The sequence below is a fragment of the Streptomyces sp. NPDC057474 genome (genome assembly GCF_042802555.1).
Taxonomy (GTDB): Bacteria; Actinomycetota; Actinomycetes; order Streptomycetales; family Streptomycetaceae; genus Streptomyces.
Map to the genome: position 1 here is coordinate 1 of NZ_JBHVDX010000048.1, position 25,471 is coordinate 25,471.

21 protein-coding genes are annotated in these 25,471 nt (G+C 70.6%); 18 read left to right on the top strand and 3 right to left on the bottom strand.

The genetic code is table 11. The annotated features are described in order from the left end of the window. Positions 1–48 precede the first annotated feature (48 nt). Positions 49–549, bottom strand: a complete 501-nt coding sequence (bldD, locus tag ACFU53_RS16505) for a transcriptional regulator BldD (RefSeq protein ID WP_007380685.1) — start codon at positions 547–549, stop codon at positions 49–51. Between the two features lie 219 nt (positions 550–768). On the opposite strand from bldD, the gene pyrR reads away from it, so the two are divergent. The 14 genes from pyrR (at position 769) to ACFU53_RS16575 (ending at position 17,450) form a co-directional block, all read left to right on the top strand. Then, a complete protein-coding gene (pyrR, locus tag ACFU53_RS16510; protein ID WP_383991927.1) occupies positions 769–1,353 on the top strand; it encodes a bifunctional pyr operon transcriptional regulator/uracil phosphoribosyltransferase PyrR in 585 nt (194 codons plus the stop codon). 89 nt (positions 1,354–1,442) lie between these two features. Further along, positions 1,443–2,423 carry an aspartate carbamoyltransferase catalytic subunit gene (locus ACFU53_RS16515; RefSeq protein WP_383991930.1) on the top strand — a complete coding sequence of 327 codons (981 nt, stop codon included), beginning with the start codon at positions 1,443–1,445 and terminating at the stop codon, positions 2,421–2,423. A gap of 4 nt (positions 2,424–2,427) precedes the next feature. Beyond that, positions 2,428–3,714, top strand: coding sequence for a dihydroorotase (locus ACFU53_RS16520; protein WP_383991933.1), 1,287 nt, complete (start codon positions 2,428–2,430; stop codon positions 3,712–3,714). Beyond that, the gene (locus ACFU53_RS16525) at positions 3,711–4,277 is read left to right on the top strand and encodes a hypothetical protein (RefSeq protein WP_383991936.1); all 567 of its coding nucleotides are present in this window, start codon (positions 3,711–3,713) and stop codon (positions 4,275–4,277) included. The genes ACFU53_RS16520 and ACFU53_RS16525 overlap by 4 nt, the downstream gene beginning before the upstream one ends. Then, positions 4,274–5,416: a glutamine-hydrolyzing carbamoyl-phosphate synthase small subunit gene (carA, locus tag ACFU53_RS16530; protein ID WP_383991939.1), complete on the top strand. Its 1,143-nt coding sequence runs from the start codon at positions 4,274–4,276 to the stop codon at positions 5,414–5,416. Before ACFU53_RS16525 ends, carA begins: the two co-directional genes overlap by 4 nt. Then, positions 5,409–8,717 carry a carbamoyl-phosphate synthase large subunit gene (gene carB / locus ACFU53_RS16535; protein ID WP_383991942.1) on the top strand — a complete coding sequence of 1,103 codons (3,309 nt, stop codon included), beginning with the start codon at positions 5,409–5,411 and terminating at the stop codon, positions 8,715–8,717. Before carA ends, carB begins: the two co-directional genes overlap by 8 nt. A 75-nt stretch (positions 8,718–8,792) precedes the next feature. Continuing rightward, positions 8,793–9,899, top strand: a complete 1,107-nt coding sequence (locus ACFU53_RS16540; RefSeq protein ID WP_383991945.1) for a quinone-dependent dihydroorotate dehydrogenase — start codon at positions 8,793–8,795, stop codon at positions 9,897–9,899. Continuing rightward, a complete protein-coding gene (gene pyrF, locus ACFU53_RS16545) occupies positions 9,896–10,747 on the top strand; it encodes an orotidine-5'-phosphate decarboxylase (RefSeq protein ID WP_383991948.1) in 852 nt (283 codons plus the stop codon). The genes ACFU53_RS16540 and pyrF overlap by 4 nt, the downstream gene beginning before the upstream one ends. 254 nt (positions 10,748–11,001) lie before the next feature. Continuing rightward, positions 11,002–11,325: an integration host factor gene (locus ACFU53_RS16550; protein WP_003977346.1), complete on the top strand. Its 324-nt coding sequence runs from the start codon at positions 11,002–11,004 to the stop codon at positions 11,323–11,325. Between the two features lie 60 nt (positions 11,326–11,385). Then, positions 11,386–11,943: a guanylate kinase gene (gmk, locus tag ACFU53_RS16555; protein WP_326584125.1), complete on the top strand. Its 558-nt coding sequence runs from the start codon at positions 11,386–11,388 to the stop codon at positions 11,941–11,943. Between the two features lie 64 nt (positions 11,944–12,007). Then, positions 12,008–12,277, top strand: coding sequence for a DNA-directed RNA polymerase subunit omega (rpoZ, locus tag ACFU53_RS16560; protein ID WP_005485492.1), 270 nt, complete (start codon positions 12,008–12,010; stop codon positions 12,275–12,277). A 125-nt stretch (positions 12,278–12,402) separates the two neighbouring features. Continuing rightward, the gene (gene coaBC / locus ACFU53_RS16565; protein WP_383991952.1) at positions 12,403–13,620 is read left to right on the top strand and encodes a bifunctional phosphopantothenoylcysteine decarboxylase/phosphopantothenate--cysteine ligase CoaBC; all 1,218 of its coding nucleotides are present in this window, start codon (positions 12,403–12,405) and stop codon (positions 13,618–13,620) included. A gap of 239 nt (positions 13,621–13,859) precedes the next feature. Next, a complete protein-coding gene (metK, locus tag ACFU53_RS16570) occupies positions 13,860–15,068 on the top strand; it encodes a methionine adenosyltransferase (protein ID WP_383991955.1) in 1,209 nt (402 codons plus the stop codon). Positions 15,069–15,242: 174 nt separating this feature from the next. Beyond that, positions 15,243–17,450, top strand: a complete 2,208-nt coding sequence (locus ACFU53_RS16575) for a primosomal protein N' (RefSeq protein WP_383991958.1) — start codon at positions 15,243–15,245, stop codon at positions 17,448–17,450. Positions 17,451–17,600: 150 nt separating this feature from the next. Here ACFU53_RS16575 and ACFU53_RS16580 read toward each other — a convergent pair whose 3' ends face one another. Then, a complete protein-coding gene (locus tag ACFU53_RS16580; protein WP_383991961.1) occupies positions 17,601–18,194 on the bottom strand; it encodes a hypothetical protein in 594 nt (197 codons plus the stop codon). Positions 18,195–18,558: 364 nt separating this feature from the next. On the opposite strand from ACFU53_RS16580, the gene fmt reads away from it, so the two are divergent. Both fmt and ACFU53_RS16590 read left to right on the top strand, forming a co-directional pair. Then, positions 18,559–19,491, top strand: coding sequence for a methionyl-tRNA formyltransferase (gene fmt / locus ACFU53_RS16585; protein WP_383991964.1), 933 nt, complete (start codon positions 18,559–18,561; stop codon positions 19,489–19,491). 228 nt (positions 19,492–19,719) lie between these two features. Beyond that, a complete protein-coding gene (locus tag ACFU53_RS16590; protein WP_383991967.1) occupies positions 19,720–21,150 on the top strand; it encodes an RsmB/NOP family class I SAM-dependent RNA methyltransferase in 1,431 nt (476 codons plus the stop codon). Here ACFU53_RS16590 and ACFU53_RS16595 read toward each other — a convergent pair. Next, a complete protein-coding gene (locus tag ACFU53_RS16595; RefSeq protein WP_383991970.1) occupies positions 21,131–23,302 on the bottom strand; it encodes an MMPL family transporter in 2,172 nt (723 codons plus the stop codon). The genes ACFU53_RS16590 and ACFU53_RS16595 overlap by 20 nt on opposite strands. 158 nt (positions 23,303–23,460) lie before the next feature. Here ACFU53_RS16595 and rpe point away from each other — a divergent pair, with 158 nt between their 5' ends. Beyond that, complete coding sequence (gene rpe, locus ACFU53_RS16600; protein ID WP_383991973.1) at positions 23,461–24,147, top strand: ribulose-phosphate 3-epimerase; 687 nt, start codon at positions 23,461–23,463, stop codon at positions 24,145–24,147. Between the two features lie 137 nt (positions 24,148–24,284). Beyond that, the gene (locus ACFU53_RS16605; protein WP_383991976.1) at positions 24,285–25,328 is read left to right on the top strand and encodes a sugar-binding transcriptional regulator; all 1,044 of its coding nucleotides are present in this window, start codon (positions 24,285–24,287) and stop codon (positions 25,326–25,328) included. Positions 25,329–25,471: the final 143 nt, after the last annotated feature.

Genomic DNA, 25,471 nt, shown 5'->3' on the forward strand with positions numbered 1-25,471 from the left:
GTTCGGGTCACCCCGGCGGCACGTTTCTGCTGGGCGCTGCCCGAGGCGTCAGCTGTCCTCGTGGGAGACCGCGCGGCGCGCGTCCGCGTCGAGGACGCCCCAGCTGATCAGCTGCTCGGTGAGGACCGAGGGGGACTGGTCGTAGATGACGGCGAGGGTGCGCAGGTCGTCCTGGCGGATCGAGAGCACCTTGCCGTTGTAGTCACCGCGCTGGGACTGGATCGTCGCCGCGTAACGTTGCAGCGGGCCCGCCTTCTCGGCCGGCACGTGGGCCAGGCGCTCAAGGTCCAGGACGAGCTTCGGCGGCGGCTCGGCGGCGCCACCAGGAGTCGTACCGGGAAGCAGCTCCTGCACGGGAACCCCATAGAAGTCCGCCAGCTCCGCGAGGCGCTGCACGGTGACGGCGCGGTCGCCGCGCTCGTACGAACCGACCACGACCGCCTTCCAGCGTCCCTGGGACTTCTCCTCGACACCGTGGAGGGAAAGGCCCTGCTGGGTGCGGATGGCCCGGAGCTTGGCCCCGAGCTGTTTGGCGTATTCGCTGGACATATAGCTCCCCGGACGAAGGCTGGTGACTCACTGTGAGGTTACGCAGCGTGACTCTCCCCCGTCAAGCCGAATGGTCCGGACCGACTCTTCCGTGGTAGCCGTGATCCGTTGCGCCGGGGGGGTGATCAGGGGCGTTGCCGGGGCCTGCTAACGTTGATGGCGCAATTCCGACGTCCTTTAAGGTCCGTCCCGTGAGGCGGAGAAGGAGGTCCGTTTCTTATGGACACGCAAGAAAACCCGCAGGACCCGCAGCCGTCCGATGCGAGGCCCGTTCTCGAGGGCCCCGACATCGCGCGCGTACTGACCCGCATCGCCCACGAGATCGTCGAACGCGCCAAGGGCGCCGACGACGTGGTGCTCCTCGGCATTCCGACCCGGGGCGTCTTCCTCGCCCAGCGGCTCGCCGCCAAGCTCGCGGAGGTCACCGACCGCAAGATCCCGGTCGGCTCGCTCGACATCACCATGTACCGCGACGACCTGCGCATGCACCCGCCGCGTGCGCTGGCCCGCACCGAGATCCCGGGTGACGGCATCGACGGCCGCCTGGTCGTCCTCGTCGACGACGTGCTCTTCTCCGGCCGGACGATCCGCGCGGCGCTCGACGCGCTGAACGACATCGGCCGCCCGCGCGCCGTCCAGCTCGCGGTCCTCGTCGACCGAGGCCACCGCGAACTGCCCATCCGCGCCGACTACGTCGGCAAGAACCTCCCCACGTCGTTGCGGGAGACGGTCAAGGTCCAGCTCGCCGAGGAAGACGGTCGGGACACCGTCCTACTCGGTGCGAAGCGGACCGCCCAGCAGTAGCACGCGTACGTGCGGCCCCGCGCCGTATGCCCCTTCGCGATGCCCCTGCCTGTCCGGAATCTCCTGAACTGCCTTACGGAGCCTGAAAGATGCAGCGTCATCTCATCTCGGCCGCCGACCTCACCCGCGACGACGCCGTCCTGATCCTCGACACCGCCGAGGAGATGGCCCGGGTCGCGGACCGGCCGATCAAGAAACTGCCGACCCTGCGCGGCCGCACGATCGTCAACCTCTTCTTCGAGGACTCCACCCGCACCCGGATCTCCTTCGAGGCCGCCGAGAAGCGCCTCTCCGCGGACGTCATCAACTTCTCCGCCAAGGGATCGAGCGTGTCGAAGGGTGAGTCCCTCAAGGACACCGCCCAGACCCTCGAAGCCATGGGTGTCGACGCCGTCGTCATCCGGCACGGCGCCTCCGGGGCCCCGTACCGCCTGGCGACCTCCGGCTGGATCGACGCTGCCGTGATCAACGCGGGCGACGGCACCCACCAGCACCCCACCCAGGCCCTGCTGGACGCCTTCACCATGCGCCGCCGCCTCGTCGGCCGGGATACCGGACTCGGCCAGGACCTGTCCGGCAAGCGCATCACGATCGTCGGCGACATCCTGCACAGCCGGGTCGCCCGGTCCAACGTCGACCTGCTGCACACCCTCGGCGCCGAGGTCACCCTCGTCGCACCGCCCACCCTGGTGCCGGTCGGCGTCCACACCTGGCCCTGCGAGGTCTCGTACGACCTCGACAGCACGCTCGCCAAGTCCGACGCGGTGATGATGCTGCGCGTGCAGCGGGAGCGGATGAACGCCGCGTTCTTCCCGACCGAGCGCGAGTACTCGCGGCGCTACGGCCTCGACGGCGACCGCATGGCGCGGATGCCCGAGCACGCCATCGTGATGCACCCCGGACCGATGGTCCGTGGCATGGAGATCACCGCCGAGGTCGCCGACTCCGACCGCTGCACCGTCGTCGAGCAGGTCGCCAACGGCGTCTCCATCCGGATGGCCGTGCTGTACCTGCTGCTGGGCGGCAACGAACCCGCCGTCACCCACACCCGCACCACCGAGGAGAAGTAAGACGATGAGCAAGATCCTGATCCGTGGTGCGAAGGTGCTGGGCGGCGAGCCGCAGGACGTCCTGATCGACGGCGGGACCATCGCAGAGGTGGGTGTCGGCCTGTCCGCCGAGGGCGCCGAGGTCGTCGAGGCCGGTGGCAGGGTGCTCCTGCCGGGCCTCGTCGACCTGCACACCCACCTGCGGGAGCCCGGACGCGAGGACTCCGAGACCGTGCTGACCGGCACGCGCGCGGCGGCCTCCGGCGGCTTCACAGCCGTGTTCGCCATGGCCAACACCTTCCCCGTCGCCGACACCGCCGGCGTGGTCGAGCAGGTCTACCGGCTCGGCCAGGAGCACGGGTATTGCGACGTGCAGCCGATCGGAGCAGTCACCGTCGGTCTGGAGGGCAAGAAGCTCGCCGAGCTGGGCGCGATGCACGAGTCGGCCGCCGGGGTCACGGTCTTCTCGGACGACGGCAAGTGCGTGGACGACGCGGTGATCATGCGCCGGGCACTGGAGTACGTGAAGGCCTTCGGCGGGATCGTCGCCCAGCACGCGCAGGAGCCGCGGCTGACCGAGGGCGCCCAGATGAACGAGGGCGTCGTCTCCGCCGAACTGGGCCTCGGCGGCTGGCCCGCGGTGGCCGAAGAATCGATCATCGCCCGGGACGTCCTGCTCGCCGAGCACGTCGGCTCCCGCGTCCACATCTGCCACCTCTCGACCGCCGGCTCCGTCGAGATCGTCCGCTGGGCCAAGTCCCGCGGCATCGACGTCACCGCCGAGGTCACCCCGCACCACCTCCTCCTCACCGACGAGCTGGTGCGCTCCTACAACCCGGTCTACAAGGTCAACCCGCCGCTGCGCACCGAGCGCGACGTGCTGGCCCTGCGCGAGGCGCTCGCCGACGGCACGATCGACATCGTCGCCACCGACCACGCCCCGCACCCGCACGAGGACAAGGACTGCGAGTGGGGCGCGGCCGCCATGGGCATGGTCGGCCTGGAGACCGCGCTGTCGGTGGTCCAGGAGACGATGGTCGAGACCGGACTGCTCGACTGGGCGGGCGTCGCCGACCGCATGTCCTTCAAGCCGGCCAAGATCGGCCAGGCGGCCGGCCATGGACGTCCCGTCTCGGCAGGTGAGCCCGCGAACCTCGTGCTCGTCGACACGGCATACCGTGGGTCGGTGGATCCCGCGGGCTTCGCCTCGCGCAGCCGCAACACCCCGTACGAGGGCCGCGAGCTGCCGGGCCGTGTCACGCACACGTGGCTGCGGGGCAAGGCCACGCTCGTCGACGGGAAGCTCACGTGACACCTCTAATCCTGCTGGCCGCCGAGAGGGAATCGGCCGAGGTCACAGACTGGGCCGCGCGCATCGGCTGGGTCGTCGGACTCGCCCTCTTCGTCGCGCTCGTCTACTGGCTGATGCGCGAGGGCTGGAAATGGCGCGGCACGCTGCAGAGCGACCTGCCCGCCCTGCTCACCGCGCCGGACGAGCCCGGTGAGGCGAAACTGAGCATGAGCGGCCGCTACCACGGCTCCACCACCGCCGGGCAGTGGCTCGACCGCATCGTGGCGCACGGCCTGGGCACCCGCAGCCGGGTCGAGCTGACGCTGACGGACGCGGGCCTGGACGTCGTACGCCCGGGCGCCACGGACTTCTTCGTCCCGGTCGGAGCCCTGCGCGAGGCCCGGCTCGACAAGGGCATCGCCGGCAAGGTGCTCACCGAGGGCGGGCTGCTGGTCGTCACCTGGGAGCACGGCGACAAGCTGCTGGACTCCGGATTCCGCTCCGACCGCGCGGCCGAGCACAACGAATGGGTCGAGACCCTGAACCAGATGATCAACAAGACGGAAACGGAAGGCGCACGATGACGACCTCCACCCGGGGAGCCACCAGGGTTCCCGCCGTACTCGTCCTGGAGGACGGCCGGATGTTCCGCGGCCGTGCCTACGGGGCCGTGGGGGTGACCTTCGGCGAGGCCGTGTTCTCCACCGGGATGACCGGCTACCAGGAGACCCTCACCGACCCGTCGTACCACCGCCAGGTCGTCGTCATGACCGCCCCGCACGTCGGCAACACCGGCGTCAACGACGAGGACCCCGAGTCCAGCAAGATCTGGGTCTCCGGCTATGTCGTACGCGACCCCGCGCGCGTTCCGTCCAACTGGCGCTCCCGGCGCTCGCTGGACGAGGAACTGGCGAAGCAGGGCGTCGTCGGCATCAGCGGCATCGACACCCGGGCCCTCACCCGCCATCTGCGCGAGCGCGGCGCCATGCGTGTCGGCATCTTCTCCGGCAACGCGCTGCCCGACGAGGGCATCATGCTCACCCAGGTCCGCGAGGCCCCCGAGATGAAGGGCGCGAACCTGTCCGCGGAGGTCGCCACCAAGGAGACGTACGTCGTCCCGGCGATCGGCACGAAGAAGTACACCGTCGCCGCCGTCGACCTCGGCATCAAGGGCATGACCCCGCACCGCATGGCCGAGCGCGGCATAGAGGTGCACGTCCTGCCCGCCACGGCGACGGCCGAGGACGTGTACGCCGTGAACCCCGACGGTGTGTTCTTCTCCAACGGCCCGGGCGACCCGGCCACCGCGGACCATCCCGTCGCCCTCATGCAGGCGGTGCTGGAGCGTCGCACCCCGCTCTTCGGCATCTGCTTCGGCAACCAGATCCTGGGCCGCGCGCTCGGTTTCGGCACGTACAAGCTGAAGTACGGCCACCGGGGCATCAACCAGCCGGTGCAGGACCGTACGACCGGCAAGGTCGAGGTCACCGCGCACAACCACGGCTTCGCCGTCGACGCCCCGCTCGACCAAATCTCCGACACCCCCTACGGCCGCGCCGAGGTCTCCCACGTGTGCCTCAACGACAACGTGGTGGAGGGGCTGCAGCTTCTCGACCGGCCGGCCTTCAGCGTCCAGTACCACCCCGAAGCGGCAGCGGGCCCGCACGACGCCGCCTACCTGTTCGACCGCTTCGTATCCCTGATGGAGGGCCAGCGTGCCTAAGCGCACCGATATCCAGTCCGTCCTGGTCATCGGCTCCGGCCCGATCGTCATCGGCCAGGCCGCCGAGTTCGACTACTCCGGCACCCAGGCGTGCCGCATCCTGCGCGCCGAGGGCCTGCGCGTGATCCTCGTCAACTCCAACCCGGCGACGATCATGACCGACCCGGAGATCGCCGACGCCACGTACGTCGAGCCCATCACCCCGGAGTTCGTCGAGAAGATCATCGCCAAGGAGCGCCCGGACGCCCTCCTGCCGACCCTCGGCGGCCAGACCGCCCTGAACACCGCGATCTCCATGCATGAGCAGGGTGTGCTGGAGAAGTACGGTGTCGAGCTGATCGGCGCCAACGTCGAGGCGATCAACAAGGGCGAGGACCGAGACCTTTTCAAGGGCGTCGTCGAGGCCGTCCGCGCGAAGATCGGGCACGGTGAGTCCGCCCGTTCGGTCATCTGCCACTCCATGGACGACGTGATCGAGGGTGTCGAGACACTCGGCGGCTACCCCGTCGTCGTCCGGCCCTCCTTCACCATGGGCGGCGCCGGTTCCGGCTTCGCCCACGACGAGGAGGAACTGCGCCGCATCGCCGGCCAGGGTCTGACTCTGTCGCCCACCACCGAGGTACTCCTGGAGGAGTCCATCCTCGGCTGGAAGGAGTACGAGCTGGAGCTGATGCGCGACAAGCACGACAACGTGGTTGTCGTCTGTTCCATCGAGAACTTCGACCCCATGGGCGTGCACACCGGTGACTCGATCACCGTCGCGCCCTCGATGACGCTGACCGACCGCGAGTACCAGCGCCTCCGCGACATCGGCATCGCGATCATCCGCGAGGTCGGTGTCGACACCGGCGGCTGCAACATCCAGTTCGCGGTCAACCCGGACGACGGCCGCATCATCGTCATCGAGATGAACCCGCGTGTGTCACGGTCCTCGGCCCTCGCGTCGAAGGCCACCGGCTTCCCGATCGCCAAGATCGCCGCCAAGCTGGCCGTCGGTTACACCCTCGACGAGATTCCGAACGACATCACGGAGAAGACCCCGGCATCCTTCGAACCGACGCTCGACTACGTCGTCGTGAAGGCCCCCCGGTTCGCCTTCGAGAAGTTCCCGTCCGCCGACTCGTCCCTGACCACGACCATGAAGTCGGTCGGCGAGGCGATGGCGATCGGCCGCAACTTCACCGAGGCGCTGCAGAAGGCGCTGCGGTCGCTGGAGAAGAAGGGCAGCCAGTTCACGTTCGTGGGCGAGCCCGGCGACAAGACTCTTCTCCTCGAAGAGGCTGTCCGGCCGACCGACGGGCGCATCAACACCGTCATGCAGGCCATCCGCGCGGGCGCCACGCCCGAGGAGGTCTTCGAGGCCACGAAGATCGACCCGTGGTTCGTCGACCAGCTCTTCCTGATCAAGGAGATCGCGGACGAGCTGGCCCAGGCCGACAAGCTCGATCCGGATCTGCTGGCGGAGGCCAAGCGGCACGGCTTCTCCGACCAGCAGATCGCCGAGATCCGCGGGCTGCGCGAGGACGTCGTGCGCGAGGTTCGGCACGCATTGGGCGTGCGCCCGGTGTACAAGACGGTCGACACCTGCGCCGCCGAGTTCGCGGCGAAGACCCCGTACTTCTACTCCTCGTACGACGAGGAGACCGAGGTGGCGTCGCGTGAGAAGCCGGCCGTGATCATCCTCGGCTCCGGCCCGAACCGTATCGGCCAGGGCATCGAGTTCGACTACTCCTGCGTCCACGCCTCCTTCGCGCTGAGCGACGCGGGCTACGAGACCGTGATGGTCAACTGCAACCCCGAGACCGTGTCCACGGACTACGACACCTCCGACCGCCTGTACTTCGAGCCGCTGACGCTGGAAGACGTGCTGGAGATCGTCCACGCCGAGTCGCTGGCCGGTCCGATCGCGGGCGTCGTCGTCCAACTCGGCGGCCAGACCCCGCTGGGCCTGTCGCAGGCGCTCAAGGACAACGGCGTACCGATCGTGGGCACCTCCCCGGAGGCCATCCACGCCGCCGAGGACCGCGGCGCCTTCGGCCGGGTCCTCGCCGAGGCCGGCCTTCCCGCGCCGAAGCACGGCACCGCGACCACCTTCGCCGGGGCCAAGGCCATCGCCGACGAGATCGGCTACCCGGTCCTCGTCCGCCCGTCGTACGTGCTCGGCGGACGCGGCATGGAGATCGTGTACGACGAGGCCCGCCTGGAGTCGTACATCGCCGAGTCGACCGAAATCAGCCCCTCCCGGCCCGTTCTCGTCGACCGCTTCCTCGACGACGCGATCGAGATCGACGTCGACGCCCTGTACGACGGACACGAGCTGTACCTCGGCGGCGTGATGGAGCACATCGAGGAGGCCGGCATCCACTCCGGCGACTCGGCGTGCGCCCTGCCCCCGATCACCCTCGGCGGCTTCGACATCAAGCGCCTGCGGGCCTCCACCGAGGCCATCGCCAAGGGCGTCGGGGTGCGCGGACTGATCAACATCCAGTTCGCGATGGCCGGGGACATCCTCTACGTCCTCGAAGCCAACCCGCGCGCCTCCCGCACGGTCCCCTTCACCTCGAAGGCGACCGCGGTGCCGCTGGCCAAGGCCGCCGCCCGGATCTCGCTCGGCGCGACCATCGCAGAACTGCGCGCGGAGGGGCTGCTTCCGGCCAATGGCGACGGCGGTGAGCTGCCGCTCGACGCGCCGATCTCCGTCAAGGAGGCCGTGATGCCGTGGTCGCGCTTCCGCGACATCCACGGGCGCGGCGTCGATACGATCCTCGGCCCGGAGATGCGCTCCACCGGCGAGGTCATGGGCATCGACTCGGTCTTCGGCACGGCGTACGCCAAGTCGCAGGCCGGCGCATACGGGCCGCTGCCCACCAAGGGGCGCGCGTTCATCTCGGTCGCCAACCGCGACAAGCGTTCGATGATCTTCCCGGCGCGTGAGCTCGTCGCCCATGGCTTCGAACTGCTCGCCACGTCCGGCACGGCCGAGGTGCTCAGGCGCAACGGCATCAACGCCACCGTCGTCCGCAAGCAGTCCGAGGGCACCGGCCCGAACGGCGAGAAGACCATCGTCCAGCTCATCCACGACGGCGAGGTCGACCTCATCGTCAACACCCCGTACGGCACCGGCGGCCGCCTCGACGGCTACGACATCCGTACGGCGGCCGTGGCCCGGTCCGTGCCGTGCCTGACGACCGTCCAGGCACTCGCCGCGGCCGTCCAGGGCATCGACGCGCTCAACCACGGAGGCGTGGGCGTGCGCTCGCTCCAGGAACACGCCGAACACCTGACCGCGGCCCGCGACTAGCAGCCCGGAGGGGGACACCGGAAACGGTGTCCCCCTCTTCGTGAGACCCACGAGGCTTCAAGAGGACACCGACTCATGTACAAGCTTTTCTTCCGTCTGGTCTTCAAACGGATGGACCCGGAGGAGGCCCACTACCTGGCCTTCCGCTGGATCCGCCGCGCCGTCCGCGTCCCCGTGCTGCGCACCTTCGTCGCGGCCGCCCTGGCACCCCGCTACGAGGAACTGCGCACCGAGGCGTTCGGACTGCGCATGCACGGTCCGTTCGGGCTGGCCGCCGGCTTCGACAAGAACGCCGTCGCGATCGACGGGATGTCGATGCTCGGCTTCGATCATGTCGAGATCGGCACGGTGACGGGCGAGGCGCAGCCCGGCAACCCCAAGCAGCGGCTGTTCCGCCTGGTCGCCGACCGTGCCCTGATCAACCGTATGGGCTTCAACAACGAGGGCTCGCTCGCCGTCGCCGCACGCCTCGCCTCCCGCAGCCCTGTCTTCAAGACCGTCGTGGGCGTCAACATCGGCAAGACCAAGGTCGTCCCGGAGGACGAGGCCGCCGGGGACTACGTCAAGTCGACCGAGCGCCTCGCGCCGTATGCCGACTACCTGGTCGTCAACGTCTCCTCGCCCAACACCCCTGGCCTGCGCAACCTGCAGGCCACGGAGGCGCTGCGGCCCCTGCTCACCGCCGTGCGCGAGGCCGCCGACCGCACGGTCCGTACCCGCCGGGTGCCGCTGCTGGTGAAGATCGCGCCGGACCTCGCCGACGAGGACATCGACGCCGTCGCCGACCTCGCCGTGGAGCTGGGTCTGGACGGGATCATCGCCACGAACACCACCATCGCGCGCGAGGGGCTCGGTTTGAAATCCGAACCCTCTCTCGTGAAGGAGGCGGGCGGTCTCTCCGGCGCCCCCGTCAAGGACCGCTCCCTCGCGGTCCTGCGCCGCCTCTACGCGCGCGTGGGCGACCGGATCACCCTGGTGGGCGTCGGTGGCATCGGGAACGCCGAGGACGCCTGGCAGCGCATCCTGGCGGGCGCCACGCTGGTCCAGGGCTACAGCGCCTTCATCTACGAGGGCCCCTTCTGGACACGCGCCATCCACAAGGGCCTCGCCGCACGCCTCCGTACGAGCCCGTACGCCACCCTCGCCGACGCGGTCGGCGCAGACGTGAGGAAGACGGTATGACTGAGCCCTTCGGCGCGCGGCTGCGCCGGGCCATGGACGAGCGCGGGCCGCTCTGCGTGGGCATCGACCCGCACGCCTCCCTGCTCGCCGACTGGGGCCTGAGCGACGACATCGCCGGTCTGGAGCGCTTCAGCCGCACGGTCGTGGAGGCGCTGGCCGACCGGGTGGCCGTGTTCAAGCCGCAGAGCGCGTTCTTCGAGCGTTTCGGGTCGCGCGGCATCGCCGTACTGGAGAAGTCCGTCCAGGAGGCGCGGGCGGCCGGGGCGCTGGTCGTCATGGACGCCAAGCGCGGCGACATCGGCTCCACCATGGCCGCGTACGCCGAGACCTTTCTGCACAAGGACGCGCCCCTCTTCTCGGACGCGCTGACGGTCTCGCCGTACCTGGGCTACGGCTCGCTGAAGCCCGCCGTGGACCTGGCACGCGAGAGCGGGGCCGGTCTGTTCGTGCTTGCGCTCACCTCCAACCCGGAGGGCGGCGAGGTGCAGCACGCGGTGCGCGGCGACGGCCGCAACGTCGGCGCGACCATGCTGGCGCACCTGGCTGCCGAGAACGCGGGGGAGGCGCCCCTGGGGTCCTTCGGCGCCGTCGTCGGCGCCACGCTGGGTGACCTCTCGTCGTACGACCTTGACATCAACGGACCTCTCCTCGCGCCCGGAATCGGTGCCCAGGGAGCCACCCCGGCCGATCTTCCGGCGGTCTTCGGGGCCGCTGTGCGCAATGTGGTTCCGAACGTCAGTCGAGGTGTCCTTCGTCACGGTCCCGATGTCGTCGCGCTGCGTGACGCGTCGGATCGTTTCGCGGACGAGATCCGCACCGCGACGGCGACCGCCCGAGACCTCCGATGAGTGCTTGAGGGGCGGTTCCCGGACGGCTTGAGTCTGAATACATTCTCAAATCCGGGGCATTATGCGGCTTATGTCCGACTCCATGGAGGCTGACCAGGACTTTTCCGCTGTTCTCGCTGACTCTGGCGGACTTGGCCGCTAGTCTCCGAGCAGGGTGAACGGGCAAGCGTGTTGCTCGTGGATCCCCAGGTGTGGGGCGACTAGGTTCCTCACCGGTCCGTATCCGACAGTTCGACATCCGAGGTGACGTAGGCGTGGCTCTTCCGCCCCTTACCCCTGAACAGCGCGCAGCCGCGCTCGAAAAGGCCGCCGCGGCTCGCCGGGAGCGGGCCGAGGTCAAGAATCGACTCAAGCACTCCGGCGCCTCCCTGCATGAGGTCATCAAGCAGGGCCAGGAGAACGACGTCATCGGCAAGATGAAGGTCTCCGCGCTGCTCGAGTCCCTGCCGGGCGTGGGCAAGGTCCGCGCCAAGCAGATCATGGAGCGACTCGGCATCTCCGAGAGCCGTCGTGTACGCGGCCTCGGTTCCAACCAGATCGCTTCCCTGGAGCGTGAGTTCGGCAGCACCGGTTCCTGATCCCGGGTACCGACGGGAAGGGAGTCCCGGGCAGTCCGGGATTGCTGGAATAATCGCTGCATGAGTGAACGTCCGCGGCTGACCGTGCTCTCCGGCCCCTCCGGGGTCGGCAAGAGCACGGTCGTCGCCCATATGCGCAAGGCACACCCCGAGGTCTGGCTCTCGGTGTCGGCGACGACCCGCAAGCCGCGCCCTGGTGAGCGGCAGGGAGTCCACTACTTCTTCGTCACCGACGAGGAGATGGACAAGCTGATCGCCAACGGTGAGCTGCTGGAGTGGGCCGAGTTCGCCGGCAACCGCTACGGCACTCCCCGGGCCGCCGTGCTCGAACGCCTGGAGCGGGGCGAGCCGGTCCTGCTGGAGATCGACCTCCAGGGCGCACGGCAGGTCCGCGAGACCATGCCGGACGCCCAGCTGGTGTTCCTGGCTCCTCCCTCCTGGGAGGAGCTGGTGCGCAGGCTCACCGGGCGGGGCACCGAACCGCCCGAGGTGATCGAGCGCCGCCTGGAGGCGGCCAAGATCGAGCTGGCGGCCGAGCCGGAGTTCGACGTGACCTTGGTCAACACCTCCGTCGAGGACGTGGCCCGCGAGCTGCTAGCCTTGATGGATGTTGTGTGATCACGGGTTCTGTCTGTTTTCTGTGATCACGACCGATCTTTTCCCATCCATCGGAAGGTAGAGCGTGTCCTCTTCCATCTCCGCGCCCGAGGGCATCATCAACCCGCCGATCGACGAGCTCCTCGAGGCAACCGACTCGAAGTACAGCCTCGTGATCTACGCGGCCAAGCGTGCTCGCCAGATCAACGCGTACTACTCGCAGCTCGGCGAGGGTCTCCTCGAGTACGTCGGTCCTCTCGTAGACACCCACGTCCACGAGAAGCCGCTCTCGATCGCCCTGCGCGAGATCAACGCGGGTCTGCTGACGTCCGAGGCTGTCGAGGGCCCCGCGTAAGTCTTATGTGCAGATCGCGGTAGGTTTTTCCACAGGCCCGGCAGTGCGACTGCCGGGCCTGCGGTCTGCTCGGGGCGCGGGGGTCGTCCCCCCGCCGTGATGCAGCATGGAGTCGTACGTTTCCGATGCGGGGAGGCCCGGTGGGCAAGCCGAAGGTCGTTCTGGGGGTCAGTGGTGGGATCGCCGCCTACAAGGCGTGCGAGCTGCTGCGCCGACTGACCGAGTCCGGACATGACGTACGGGTCGTACCGACCGACTCCGCGCTGCACTTCGTCGGCGCCGCCACCTGGTCCGCGCTCTCCGGCAACCCGGTCTCCACCGAGGTCTGGGAGAGCGTCCACGAGGTGCCGCACGTCCGCATCGGGCAGGAGGCCGACCTGGTGATCGTTGCCCCGGCGACCGCCGACATGCTGGCCAAGGCCGCCCACGGCCTCGCCGACGACCTCCTCACGAACACCCTCCTCACCGCCCGCTGCCCCGTCGTCTTCGCCCCCGCCATGCACACCGAGATGTGGGAACACCCCGCCACCCAGGAGAACGTGGCGACGCTGCGCCGCCGCGGCGCCCTCGTCATCGACCCCGCAGTGGGCCGCCTGACCGGCGTCGACACCGGCAAGGGACGGCTGCCGGACCCCGCGGAGATCTTCGAGGTCTGCCGCCGGGTGCTGGCCCGGGGTGTCACCGAGCCGGACCTCGTCGGCCGACACGTCGTCGTGACCGCCGGCGGCACCCGAGAGCCCCTCGACCCGGTCCGCTTCCTCGGCAACCGCTCCTCCGGCAAACAGGGCTACGCCCTGGCCCGTACGGCCGCCGCGCGGGGCGCCCGGGTCACACTGATAGAGGCCAACACCCAGCTGCCGGACCCCGCGGGCGTGGACGTCGTCCGGATCGGCACGGCGGTCCAGCTGCGTGAGGCGGTGCTCAAGGCGGCGCCGGACGCGGACGTCGTGGTGATGGCGGCCGCGGTGGCGGACTTCCGCCCCGGCACGTACGCCACCGGCAAGATCAAGAAGAAGGACGGCCAGGAGCCCGCGCCCATCGTCCTGGTACGCAATCCGGACATCCTCGCGGAGATCTCGGCGGACCGCCCCCGCCCCGGCCAGGTGGTCGTCGGCTTCGCCGCGGAGACCGACGACGTCCTCGCCAATGGCCGCGCCAAGCTGGCCCGCAAGGGGTGCGATCTGCTGGTGGTGAACGAGGTGGGAGAGCGCAAGACCTTCGGCTCCGAGGAGAACGAGGCTGTGGTGCTGGGAGCCGACGGAAGCGAGACACCGGTGCCGTACGGCCCGAAGGAAGCCCTGGCCGAAACGGTGTGGGACCTGGTCGCCGGCCGGCTCGGCTGACAGTGCCATTCGCGTCACGTCACCCGCGACCTCGCACATTGAGGCGTGGCGACCCTGGCGGACAGCGACGGCCATTGGGCAGAATGCACGTGCCGCAGGTCACAGAGCTCCCGAGAGGCGAGACAGGTGGGCCGGTGGCCGAGCCCGACCGATAAACTGTTCTCGGACGACGCCGGGCGCAGCCCCCGAGCACGTCCGCCAATGATCAGCCAGCAGCCGCTGCAACCCCAGGGAGCGTTGTGTCCCGTCGTCTGTTCACCTCGGAGTCAGTGACCGAGGGTCACCCCGACAAGATCGCTGACCAGATCAGCGATGCCATTCTCGATGCGCTCCTGCGCGAGGACCCCACGTCCCGCGTCGCAGTGGAGACGCTCATCACGACCGGCCTGGTGCACGTGGCCGGAGAGGTCACGACCAAGGCGTACGCGCCGATCGCCCAGCTGGTGCGCGACACCATCCTGGACATCGGCTACGACTCGTCGAAGAAGGGCTTCGACGGCGCCTCCTGCGGTGTGTCGGTGTCGATCGGTGCGCAGTCCCCTGACATCGCGCAGGGCGTGGACACGGCCTACGAGTCCCGGGTCGAGGGTGACGAGGACGAGCTGGACCGCCAGGGCGCGGGCGACCAGGGTCTGATGTTCGGTTACGCGACCGACGAGACGCCGACGCTGATGCCGCTGCCGATCTTCCTGGCGCACCGCCTGTCGAAGCGCCTGTCCGACGTCCGCAAGAACGGCACCATCCCCTACCTCCGTCCCGACGGAAAGACCCAGGTCACCATCGAGTACGACGGTGACAAGGCGGTCCGCCTGGACACGGTCGTCGTCTCCTCGCAGCACGCGAGCGACATCGACCTGGAGTCCCTCCTCGCCCCCGACATCCGCGAGTTCGTGGTGGAGCCGGAGCTGAAGGCCCTCCTGGACGACGGCATCAAGCTGGACACCGAGGGCTACCGACTCCTGGTCAACCCGACGGGCCGCTTCGAGATCGGCGGCCCGATGGGCGACGCCGGCCTCACCGGCCGCAAGATCATCATCGACACCTATGGCGGCATGGCCCGCCACGGCGGCGGCGCCTTCTCCGGCAAGGACCCCTCCAAGGTCGACCGCTCCGCCGCGTACGCGATGCGCTGGGTCGCCAAGAACGTCGTCGCCGCGGGACTCGCCTCCCGCTGCGAGGTCCAGGTGGCGTACGCCATCGGCAAGGCCGAGCCCGTAGGCCTCTTCGTCGAGACCTTCGGCACGGCCAAGGTCGACACCGACCGGATCGAGAAGGCCATCGACGAGGTCTTCGACCTCCGCCCGGCCGCCATCATCCGCGATCTCGACCTCCTCCGCCCCATCTACGGCCAGACTGCCGCGTACGGTCACTTCGGCCGCGAACTCCCCGAGTTCACCTGGGAGCGCACGGACCGGGTCGAGGCGCTGCGCAAGGCGGCGGGGCTGTAAGGCCCGCGGTCCTTCGGTTCTCCGGCGAGGCCCGGTGTCCCTCGGGGGCGCCGGGCCTCGGCGCGTTCCTCGCAGCTCCGGTCATCGGATGGCCGACTGCGCACGGGGGCAATCCGCGGCCCTCTGTGATCTCGGGCGGCGCCGGTTGTCAGTGGCGTTTGGAAGAATGCAAGCGTGAGCAGCGAGGATGGGAAGCGGGGCGGCGGCGCGGCGGGGGACGCGGAGCCGGAGCAGCTCGCGCTCGTTCGGGAGGCGGTGCGGAAGGCCAAGGTGCCGCGGGCCAAGCCGCGGACCTGGCGGGGGGCGGCGCTGGCGAAGGAGTTGCCGGTCGCTCGGGTGCTGGTCGACAAGGGTGTGCTGCATCTCGACCGGTATTTCGACTATGCGGTGCCGGAGGAGTTGGACGCTGTCGCCCAGCCCGGCGTTCGGGTTCGGGTGCGGTTCGGGGCCGGGGGGCGGAATGTCAGGGAGGGACGGCGGGAGGGGGGCTCGCTGATCGACGGGTTTCTCGTCGAGCGGGTTGCTGAATCGGACTACGCCGGCCCCCTGGCCGCGCTCGCGCAGGTCGTCTCGCCGGAGCCGGTGCTGGGCCCCGAGCTGCTGGGGCTGGCACGGGCCGTGGCGGACCGGTACGCGGGGAGCCTCGCGGATGTGCTGCAACTGGCCGTTCCGCCTAGGCATGCTCGGGCGGAGGCCGTGGAGATGGGAGGGCCGGCGCAGCCTCCGGTCGCGCCCGAGCCCGGGTCGTGGCTGCGGTACGGGCGCGGTGAGGACTTCCTGCGGGCGCTGGCCGGCGGCGGTGCGCCTCGGGCCGTGTGGACCGCGTTGCCCGGGCCGGAATGGGCCGAGGAGATCGCGCGTGCCGTGCGGGCGACGCTGGCCTCCGGGCGGGGGGCGCTCGTCGTCGTACCGGCCGGGCGGCCTGCTGCCCGGGTCGACGAGGCGCTCAGGGAGTCGTTGGGGGAGGGGCGGCATGCGCTGCTGACCGCCGACGCCGGGCAGGAGCGGCGGTATCGGGAGTGGCTGGCCGTGCAGCGGGGGGCTGTCCGGGCTGTGGTCGGGACTCGGGCGGCCATGTTCGCGCCGGTCCGGGACTTGGGATTGGTCGTCATCTGGGACGACGGCGACGCCGGTCACAGTGATGACAACGCTCCCTTTCCGCACGTCCGGGAGGTGCTGGAGCTGCGGGCGTCTCGGGAGAAGTGCGGGTTCCTGCTGGGGAGTTGGAGTTGCACGGTGGAGGCGGCCCAGCTCGTCGAGAGTGGGTGGGCCGCGCCGATCGTGGCCGGGCGAGAGCAGGTACGGGCCGTCGCGCCGCTGGTGCGGACCGTGGGGGACGGGGAGCTTGCGCGGGACGAGGCGGCCCGGGCGGCGCGGTTGCCCAGTCTTGCCTGGCAGGTCGCGAGGGACGGCCTGAGGGACGGGCCCGTGCTCGTGCAGGTGCCTCGGCGGGGGTATGTGCCCCGGATGGCGTGTGCGCGGTGCCGGGAGCCCGCGCGGTGCCGGCACTGTGCGGGACCGTTGGAGGCGCAGGACGGCGCCGGAGCCCTGGTGTGCGGGTGGTGCGGGCGTGAGGAGCCAGGCTGGCACTGTCCCGAGTGCGGGGGCTACCGGCTTCGGGCGCAGGTCGTGGGGGCGCGGCGGACCGCCGAGGAACTGGGCCGGGCCTTTCCCGCGGTGCCCGTGCGGACCTCTGGGCGGGAGCATGTGCTGGACACCGTGCCGGGGACGCCCGCGCTGGTCGTCAGTACGCCGGGGGCCGAGCCGGTCGCCGAGGGCGGGTACGCAGCCGCCCTGCTGCTCGACGGGTGGGCCATGCTCGGACGGCCCGACCTGCGGGCCGGGGAGGACGCGCTGCGGCGCTGGATCGGCGCCGCGGCGCTCGTACGGAACCAGGGGGACCGCGGCACGGTCGTCGTGGTCGCCGAGCCGACCCTGCGGCCCGTGCAGGCGCTCGTGCGGTGGGATCCGGTGGGCCACGCCGTGCGGGAACTCGCCGAGCGGGCCGAGCTGGGGTTCCCGCCGGTGTCGCGGATGGCCGCAGTGTCCGGGACGGCCCAGGCCGTGGTCGATTTCCTGGGTGCGGTCGAACTACCGCCGGATGCCGAGGTGTTGGGGCCTGTGCCTATGGCTGGGCCTGTGCCTGGGCCTGGGGCTGGTCGGGTGCCGGGTGCCGGGTCCGCTGCGGATGCGGGGAGGGCACGGCGGGCGGGGGCGCTGTCGGCGGGCGAGCAGTGGGAGCGGGCGTTGATCCGGGTGCCGCCGGGGAGTGGGGCGGCGCTGGCCGGTGCGTTGAAGAGTGCGCAGGCTGCGCGGATGGCGCGCGGGGTGAGTGAGGTGGCACGCGTGCGGATTCGGGTGGATCCGTCGGACATCGGGTGAGTGGGTGACGAGGTGCTCGGCGTGGTGGTCGGGCGGGCTTCGAGGGGCCGCGTCCGTTGTGGTGGTTGGGGGTCGGCACCGGCGGGGTGCGTCGGCACGGCATGAGACTGCCTCCCGGTTGGACACCGGGAGGCATGCAGGCAGGTCGGGTCAGCCGTTGCGCGGGCCGGGGAAGGCTGTCGGTCTCACGTCGTCGCGGAGGGTGGGGCTGCCGGCTGTCGGCTGGGTCGGCATTTGCGCGGGCATCGGGGTCGGCATCGAGGTTGGCATCGGGGTCGGCATCGAGGTTGGCATCGAGCGGGCCGCAGGGACCGTGGGGATGCCGGAACCGACGCTGACGGTGCGGGTGCCCTGGGACTCTCCCGTGCGCTCCGCTTCCGCGGCGGCCTGGGCGGCGGCGCGGCGGGCGCCGTAACGGCGGTGTACGGCCTGCTTGGTGACCCCGAGGGCCGAGCCCACCGCGTCCCACGAGAAACCGAGTGAGCGGTCGAAGTCCACGGCGGCCGTGACCAGGGTCTCGACACTGTCCCGCAGCTCCTGCGCGAGGCGGACGGTCGGGGCGGGGGCGCGTCCGTAGACGACGAAGCCCGTGGAGGGGCCGGAGCGGCGCGGGCGGTAGACGTTGCCCAACTGGGCGGTGAGGGTGCGCAGTGCGTCCACCTGCCGGCGGACCCGCTCGATGTCCCGCACCAGCAAGTGCAGGCTGGCCCGAGCCTGGGCGTCGTGGGTTGCGTGGTCGGCCATGAACAAGCCTCTCGAACCGGCGTTGAAAAAGGGGAAGTGCCGCGATTGCGGCCCGTAGTGGTCAACTCTTTCTTGACCAACGCGAATTCGCTCCGCTGGTCACGGTGTGGGGGCGTGGCGGCATATGCGCGGGGCGCGCGGGGAAGGGTGCGCCCCCGCTGCCGCTGGGCTTTGATGGGTCTCCCACCCGCGCACCGCCGGTTACTCCTCGGTGGAGAAGTGCGGGTCTCCCGTGGGGGCCGATCGCCGTCGGCCGGTGCGGGCGGTCGCCGCGTGGGGTGCGGAACATAGACTGGGGTGTTGTCCCGCGTTGTTGTCGCGTGTGGGGCGTACGAGATTTCGTCCGAGAGGCCGTCAGTCATCCATGAAGCTTGTCTTCGCCGGTACCCCAGAGGTCGCTGTTCCCGCGTTGGACACGTTGATCGCGTCGGGGAGGCATGAGGTGGCCGCTGTCGTGACGCGGCCGGACGCGCCGGCGGGGCGGGGGCGCCGGCTGGTCGCGAGCCCCGTGGCGCAGCGGGCGGAGGAGGCGGGCATCGAGGTGCTGAAGCCGAACCGGCCCCGGGACGAGGCGTTTCTCGCGCGGCTCCGGGAGATCGCGCCCGACTGTTGTCCTGTCGTCGCGTACGGGGCCCTGTTGCCTCGGGTCGCCCTCGATGTGCCCGCCCACGGGTGGGTCAATCTGCACTTCTCCCTGCTGCCCGCCTGGCGGGGTGCCGCTCCCGTGCAGCACTCGATCATGGCGGGGGACGAGATCACCGGGGCGTCCACTTTCCTGATCGAGGAAGGACTCGACTCCGGGCCCGTCTACGGGACGGTGACCGAGGAGATCCGGCCGACGGACACGAGTGGTGACCTGCTGACCCGGCTCGCCTTCGCGGGGTCGGGGCTGCTCGCCGCCACGATGGACGGGATCGAGGACGGGACCCTGAAGGCGGTGCCGCAGCCCGCCGACGGGATCACGCTCGCGCCGAAGATCACCGTGGAGGACGCCCGGATCGACTGGGCCACGCCCGCCCTGCGCGTCGACCGGGTCGTGCGTGGGTGCACGCCCGCGCCGGGGGCCTGGACGACGTTCCGCGGTGAGCGGCTGAAGCTCATCCAGGTCGCGCCGGTGCCCGAGCGGACCGATCTCGCCCCGGGCGCGCTCGACGTCGGCAAGAACAACTTGTACGCCGGGACCGGGTCGTACGCCGTGGAACTGCTCTGGGTGCAGGCGCAGGGCAAGAAGCCGATGCGGGCCGCCGACTGGGCGCGCGGGGTGCGCATCGACTCCGGCGAGTCCGTCGGAGACTGACCGTCGGAGACCGACCGTCGCGACTGACCCGTCGGAGACCGACCGTCGGCGACTGACCCGTCGGAGACCGACCGTCGGAGACTGATTGTCCGAGACTGACCGGGGACCGACGTCCGACCGAGCCCACCGCCACCATGCCCGCAGGTCCACGCGGGCGACGCCCGGCGGCCCGCCCCCGCGGCGTACCCTGGGCGTGGCATCTCGTCCCGTATCCGGAGCACCTTTTTCGTGAGTGAGCAGTCCCGTAGTCCGCGTAAGCCGGGCAAGCCGTACCGCCGTCCCCAGAAGGACCCCGTCCGCATGCTCGCCTTCGAGGCGTTGCGGGCCGTGGACGAACGGGACGCGTACGCGAACCTCGTTCTGCCGCCGCTGCTGCGCAGGGCGCGGGAGAAGGAGGGACCCGACAAGTTCGACGGGCGGGACGCGGCGCTGGCGACCGAGCTGGTGTACGGGACGCTGCGATGGCAGGGGACCTACGACGCGGTCATCGCGGAGTGTGTGGACCGGCCGTTGCGCGAGGTCGACCCGCCGGTGCTCGATGTGCTGAGTCTCGGTGCGCATCAGCTGCTGGGGACGCGGATTCCCACCCATGCCGCCGTGTCCGCCTCGGTCGATCTCGCGCGGGTCGTGCTCGGCGACGGGCGGGCCAAGTTCGTGAACGCCGTGCTGCGCAAGATCGCGCAGCACGACCTCGACGGGTGGCTGGAGCGAGTCGCGCCGCCCTACGACGACGATCCGGAGGACCACCTCGCCGTCGTGCACTCGCATCCCCGCTGGGTCGTCTCCGCGCTCTGGGACTCCCTCGGCGGCGGGCGCGCCGGGATCGAGGATCTGTTGGAGGCCGACAACGAGCGGCCCGAGGTCACTCTCGTCGCCCGGCCCGGGCGGGCCACGACCGAGGAACTGCTCCGGGAGGAGGCCGCGGTGGCGGGGCGCTGGTCGCCGTACGCCGTGCGGCTCTCCGAAGGCGGGGAGCCGGGTGCCGTGGACGCCGTACGGGAAGGCCGTGCGGGAGTGCAGGACGAGGGCAGCCAGCTTGTGGCGCTAGCCCTCGCCAATGCCCCGGTGGAGGGGTCGGACAAGGCGTGGCTCGACGGGTGTGCCGGGCCCGGGGGCAAGGCCGCGCTGCTCGCCGCCCTCGCCGCCGAGCGTGGGGCCGTACTGCTCGCCTCAGAGAAGCAGCCGCACCGGGCGGGGCTCGTCGCGAAGGCGTTGCACGGCAATCCCGGGCCGTACCAGGTGATCGCCGCCGACGGGACCCGTCCGCCCTGGCGGCCCGGAGCGTTCGACCGGGTGCTGATGGACGTGCCCTGTACGGGGCTGGGGGCCCTGCGGCGGCGGCCCGAGGCCCGTTGGCGACGGCGGCCGGAGGACCTGGAAGGGTTCGCCCCGCTCCAGCGCGCGCTGTTGCGGACCGCACTGGAGTCCGTAAGGGTCGGCGGCGTCGTCGGTTATGCGACCTGTTCGCCCCACCTCGCCGAGACCCGCGCGGTCGTCGACGACGTGCTCAAGCAGTACGGAGACGCGGCCGACCTCATCGACGCGCGGCCCCTGCTGGAGGGCGTACCGGCGCTGGGCGAGGGGCCCGATGTACAGCTGTGGCCGCATCTGCACGGGACGGATGCCATGTATCTGGCCCTCATCCGCCGGGTCGCGTAGCCGCCGGTTCCTTGGGCGGTGGCGGTGCGCCGCTGTCCTCGTGGGCCAGCCGGTGGGGCCACCACACCTTCGGTCCGATGTCCAGGAACAGGGCCGTGACCAGCACGGACCGCACGATGAAGGTGTCCAGGAGGACGCCCAGGGCCACCGCGAAGCCGATCTCGGCGAAGGCGACCATGGGGAGCGTGGCGAGGGCGGCGAAGGTGCCGGCCAGGACCAGGCCGGCCGAGGTGATCACCGCGCCCGTCGCCGCGAGGCCCGTCACCACGCCCTTGCGGGTGCCCTGGTGGGCGGCCTCCTCGCGGATGCGGGTGGTCAGGAAGATGTTGTAGTCGATGCCCAGGGCGACCAGGAACACGAAGACGAACAGGGGGAAGTCGGTCGACTCGCCCGCGTAGTCGAACAGGTACCGGAAGGCGAGCGCGCTGATGCCCAGTGCCGCGGCGAAGGAAAGGATCACCGTCCCGATCAGCAGGAGCGGGGCGATCAGGGCGCGGAGCAGGGCACAGAGGATCAGCAGGACCACGAGCAGCACCAACGGGATGATCAGGATGTTGTCGTGGGTCGTCGCCTCGTCCATGTCCAGCAGGGCCGCTGTACCGCCGCCCACCTGGGCGTCGGCGTCCGGCACGTCGTGGACGGCGTCGCGGACCCGTTCCACGGTCTGCTTGGCGGCCTCGCTGTCGGCGGGGTCGGACATGGTGGCCTCGAAGAGGACCTTGCCCTCGTGGGCGGGCTTCGTGCCGGGTGGCAGGCCGAGCGAGTCCGCCACGACGCCTTCCGTGTCGGCGACCGCACGGCCCACCTCACGGGCCTGTGCCTGGTTGCTGATGATCACGAGGGGGTCGCCGCTGCCCGCCGGGAAGTAGCGTGCGGAGACCTCCTGGCCGACGATCGAGTCCGGCTTGCCGGTGAAGGCGTCCGCGTTGCTGATGCCCTCCGCGCGCAGCTGGATCAGGCCCAGCGAGCACAGGGCCAGGGCGGCCGCCGTGGCGACCCAGACCACGCGGGGGCGGCGGGAGAAACGGCGGCCCATGCGGGCCCACACGCCGCGCTCGGTCGGATCGGCGCTGCCGAGGTGCGGGATCACCGGCCAGAAGATCCAGCGGCCGAAGATCACCAGCAGAGCGGGGAACAGCGTCATCATCGCGAGGAGGGCGACCGCGACGCCGATGGCCGCCACCGGGCCCAGACCGCTCGTCGAGTTCATCTCGGCGGCCAGCAGCACCAGCATGCTCAGGACGACCGTCGCGCCGGACGCCAGGACCGCCGGTCCCGCTCGGTGCAGGGCCAGGGCCATCGCCTCGTGGCGGTCCTCGTGGCGGCGAAGCTCCTCGCGATAGCGGGCCACGAGCAGCAGGGCGTAGTCCGTGCCCGCGCCGAAGACGAGGACGGTGAGGATGCCCGCGCTCTGGCCGTTCACGGTCAACCCGGTGTGTTCCGCCAGCAGGTAGATCAGGGCCTGGGCCGTGAACAGGGCGGCGATCACCCCGATCAGGGGGACCAGGATGAGGGTCGGACTGCGGTAGGTGAGTAGGAGCATCACGATGACGACGGCCATCGCCGACATCAGCAGTGTGGAGTCGATGCCCTCGAAGGCCTCGGAGAAGTCGGCGGACGTACCGCCCGGACCCGTGACGTGCACGGCGAACCCGCCGCCGCCCTCACCCACGTCATCCTGGATCGAGTCGACCGCGGGCGCGATCCGCTCCCAGCCCTTCTCGTCCATCGTGATCGGCACATAGACCTGGGCGGCCCTCGGGTCGGTCTCACGGTCGTAGACGGGGCCGCGGGTCTGGGATCCGATGATCCCGTGGTCGGTCAGCTGCTTGAGCTCCCGTACGTCCTCCTCGATCCGCGTCCGGTCGTCGGCCGTGAGGCCGCTCTCGCGGGCGTAGACGACCACCGCGGGGATCTGCTCGGGCCGGAAGTCCTCGGAGATCTCCAGGACCTGGGTGGACTCGGCCGAGCCCGGCAGCCAGGAGGCCGCGTCGTTGTCCTGGGCGTCGGTGAGCTTGGACGCGAACGGCGCGGTCAGGAAGAGCACGACCAGCCACAGCACCAGGACGACCCACTTGGCGCGGCGCCCGCACACCAGGTGCGCGATGCCCCGGCCGCCCGGCGGCCTCGTCTCCTGCTCGGTCTCCGTCATGGCCACCCCCGCAGCCGTACGTGGAGCCGGTTCACCGGCCGTACCCCGGGCCGGTGGGCCGCCCAGCATGGCACGGGGCGGCGCGCGACGACATCCGCAGAAGGGACCAGGTATGGACCGGGGCGAACAACGGGCCGAGGACATGGGAGGCTTGGCCCATGGCCGCGCAGATCAACCCAAGCATCCTGTCCGCCGACTTCGCCCGTCTCGCCGACGAGGCGAAGTCGGTCGAAGGGGCCGACTGGCTCCATGTAGACGTGATGGACAACCATTTCGTCCCGAACCTCACGCTCGGTGTGCCGGTCGTAGAGTCCCTGGCCCGTGCGACGGAGACGCCGCTGGACTGCCATCTGATGATCGAGGCCCCCGATCGGTGGGCGCCCCAGTACGTGGAAGCGGGTGCCGGTTCCGTCACCTTCCATGTCGAGGCGGCCGCCGCACCGGTGCGGCTCGCCCGCGAGATCCGGGCCAAGGGAGCCAGAGCCTCCATGGCGCTCAGGCCGGCGACGCCGATCGAGCCGTTCGAGGACCTGCTGCCCGAGCTCGACATGGTGCTGATCATGACGGTCGAGCCGGGCTTCGGAGGCCAGGCCTTTCTCGACATCATGCTCCCCAAGATTCGCCGGACCCGCGAGTTGATCAGCAAGCACGGCCTCGACCTGTGGCTCCAGGTCGACGGCGGCGTCGCCGCGTCCACCATCGAACGCTGCGCGGAGGCGGGCGCCGACGTCTTCGTCGCCGGTTCCGCGGTGTACGGGGCGGAGGACCCGGCCGAGGCGGTGCGCGCGCTGCGGGCCCAGGCGGAGGCCGCCACGGCAACCGCCGGCTGGGCCTGCGGCCACTGAGTCACGGGCGTACGGCCGTGCGAACGCCGAGGCGAGCGGGGCACGTCGTGCGACCACAGGGCCAAGGGAACGTGAACGACGTTCCTTCGGGCTGATCGAAAACGCCGGATCTGCAAGGATGAACGGCGTATCCATGTGTGAAGAGCAGTGAGGAGATGACCGTGTCGGGTATGTCGGCGGGCCGGTCAGCCATGCGGATGGGACCCGCTGAGCTGGTTCAGGCGGCGGCCATGGCCCGTCGCTTCTACCTCGAGGGAAAATCCAAGATCCAGATCGCCGAGGAGTTCGGCGTGAGCCGCTTCAAGGTGGCCCGTGTTCTGGAGACCGCCCTCGAACGGGATCTCGTACGTATCGAGATCCGCGTCCCCGCGGAACTGGATGCCGAGCGCTCCGACGCGCTGCGCGCCCGCTACGGCCTCCGGCACGCCGTGGTCGTCGAGTCCCCGGCCGACGCCGAGGAATCGCCCGACCCGGAGAACCTCGGCGAGGTCGCCGCCGACCTGCTCGGCGAACTGGTCAACGAGGGCGACATCCTCGGCCTCGCCTGGGGCCGCTCCACCATCCACATGGCGGCCGCCCTCGACCGGTTGCCGCCCTGCACGGTGGTGCAGTTGACGGGGGTGTACGACGCCGGGACGGCCGAGCGCGGCTCGGTCGAGGCGGTCCGGCGGGCCGCGCAGGTGTCGGGCGGCGACGCCCACCCCATCTACGCGCCGATGCTGCTGCCGGACGCGGCCACCGCGGCGGCGCTGCGCCACCAGACCGGAATCGCCCGGGCCTTCGAGTACTTCGACAAGGTCACGGTCGCCTGTGTCTCCATCGGTTCGTGGGAGGCGGGCATCTCCACGGTGCACGACATGCTCAGCGACGAGGAGCGCGGCCACTACGCCTCCCTCGGGGTCGCCGCCGAGATGTCCGCGCACCTCTTCGACTCCGATGGCCGCCGCGTCGGGCGCGACCTCGGCGAGCGGTGCATCACGGTCAAGGCCGACCAGCTCCGCCGTGTTCCCGAGGTCGTCGCCATCGCGGGCGGGCAGCGCAAGGCGGCCGCGATCGACGCCGTGCTGCGGTCGGGGCTGGTGACCAGCCTCGTCACCGACACCGCGGCGGCGGACTACCTGCTGACGGCCGGTCAGACGCCGCGGCCGGCGCTCAACCGGGCGGACCCGGACGGGCCCTGACGGACCCGGACGACGAGCCGGACAGGGGCGGGCGTGGCAGCATCGGCAAGGTGCTGCGGCGGTCCGCCCCTCGTGCGCTCCGCGTTCCCGCGTTGTCAGGGGGCGGTCCGGCGGGATGTACTGCACCGAAGATCACCACGGAT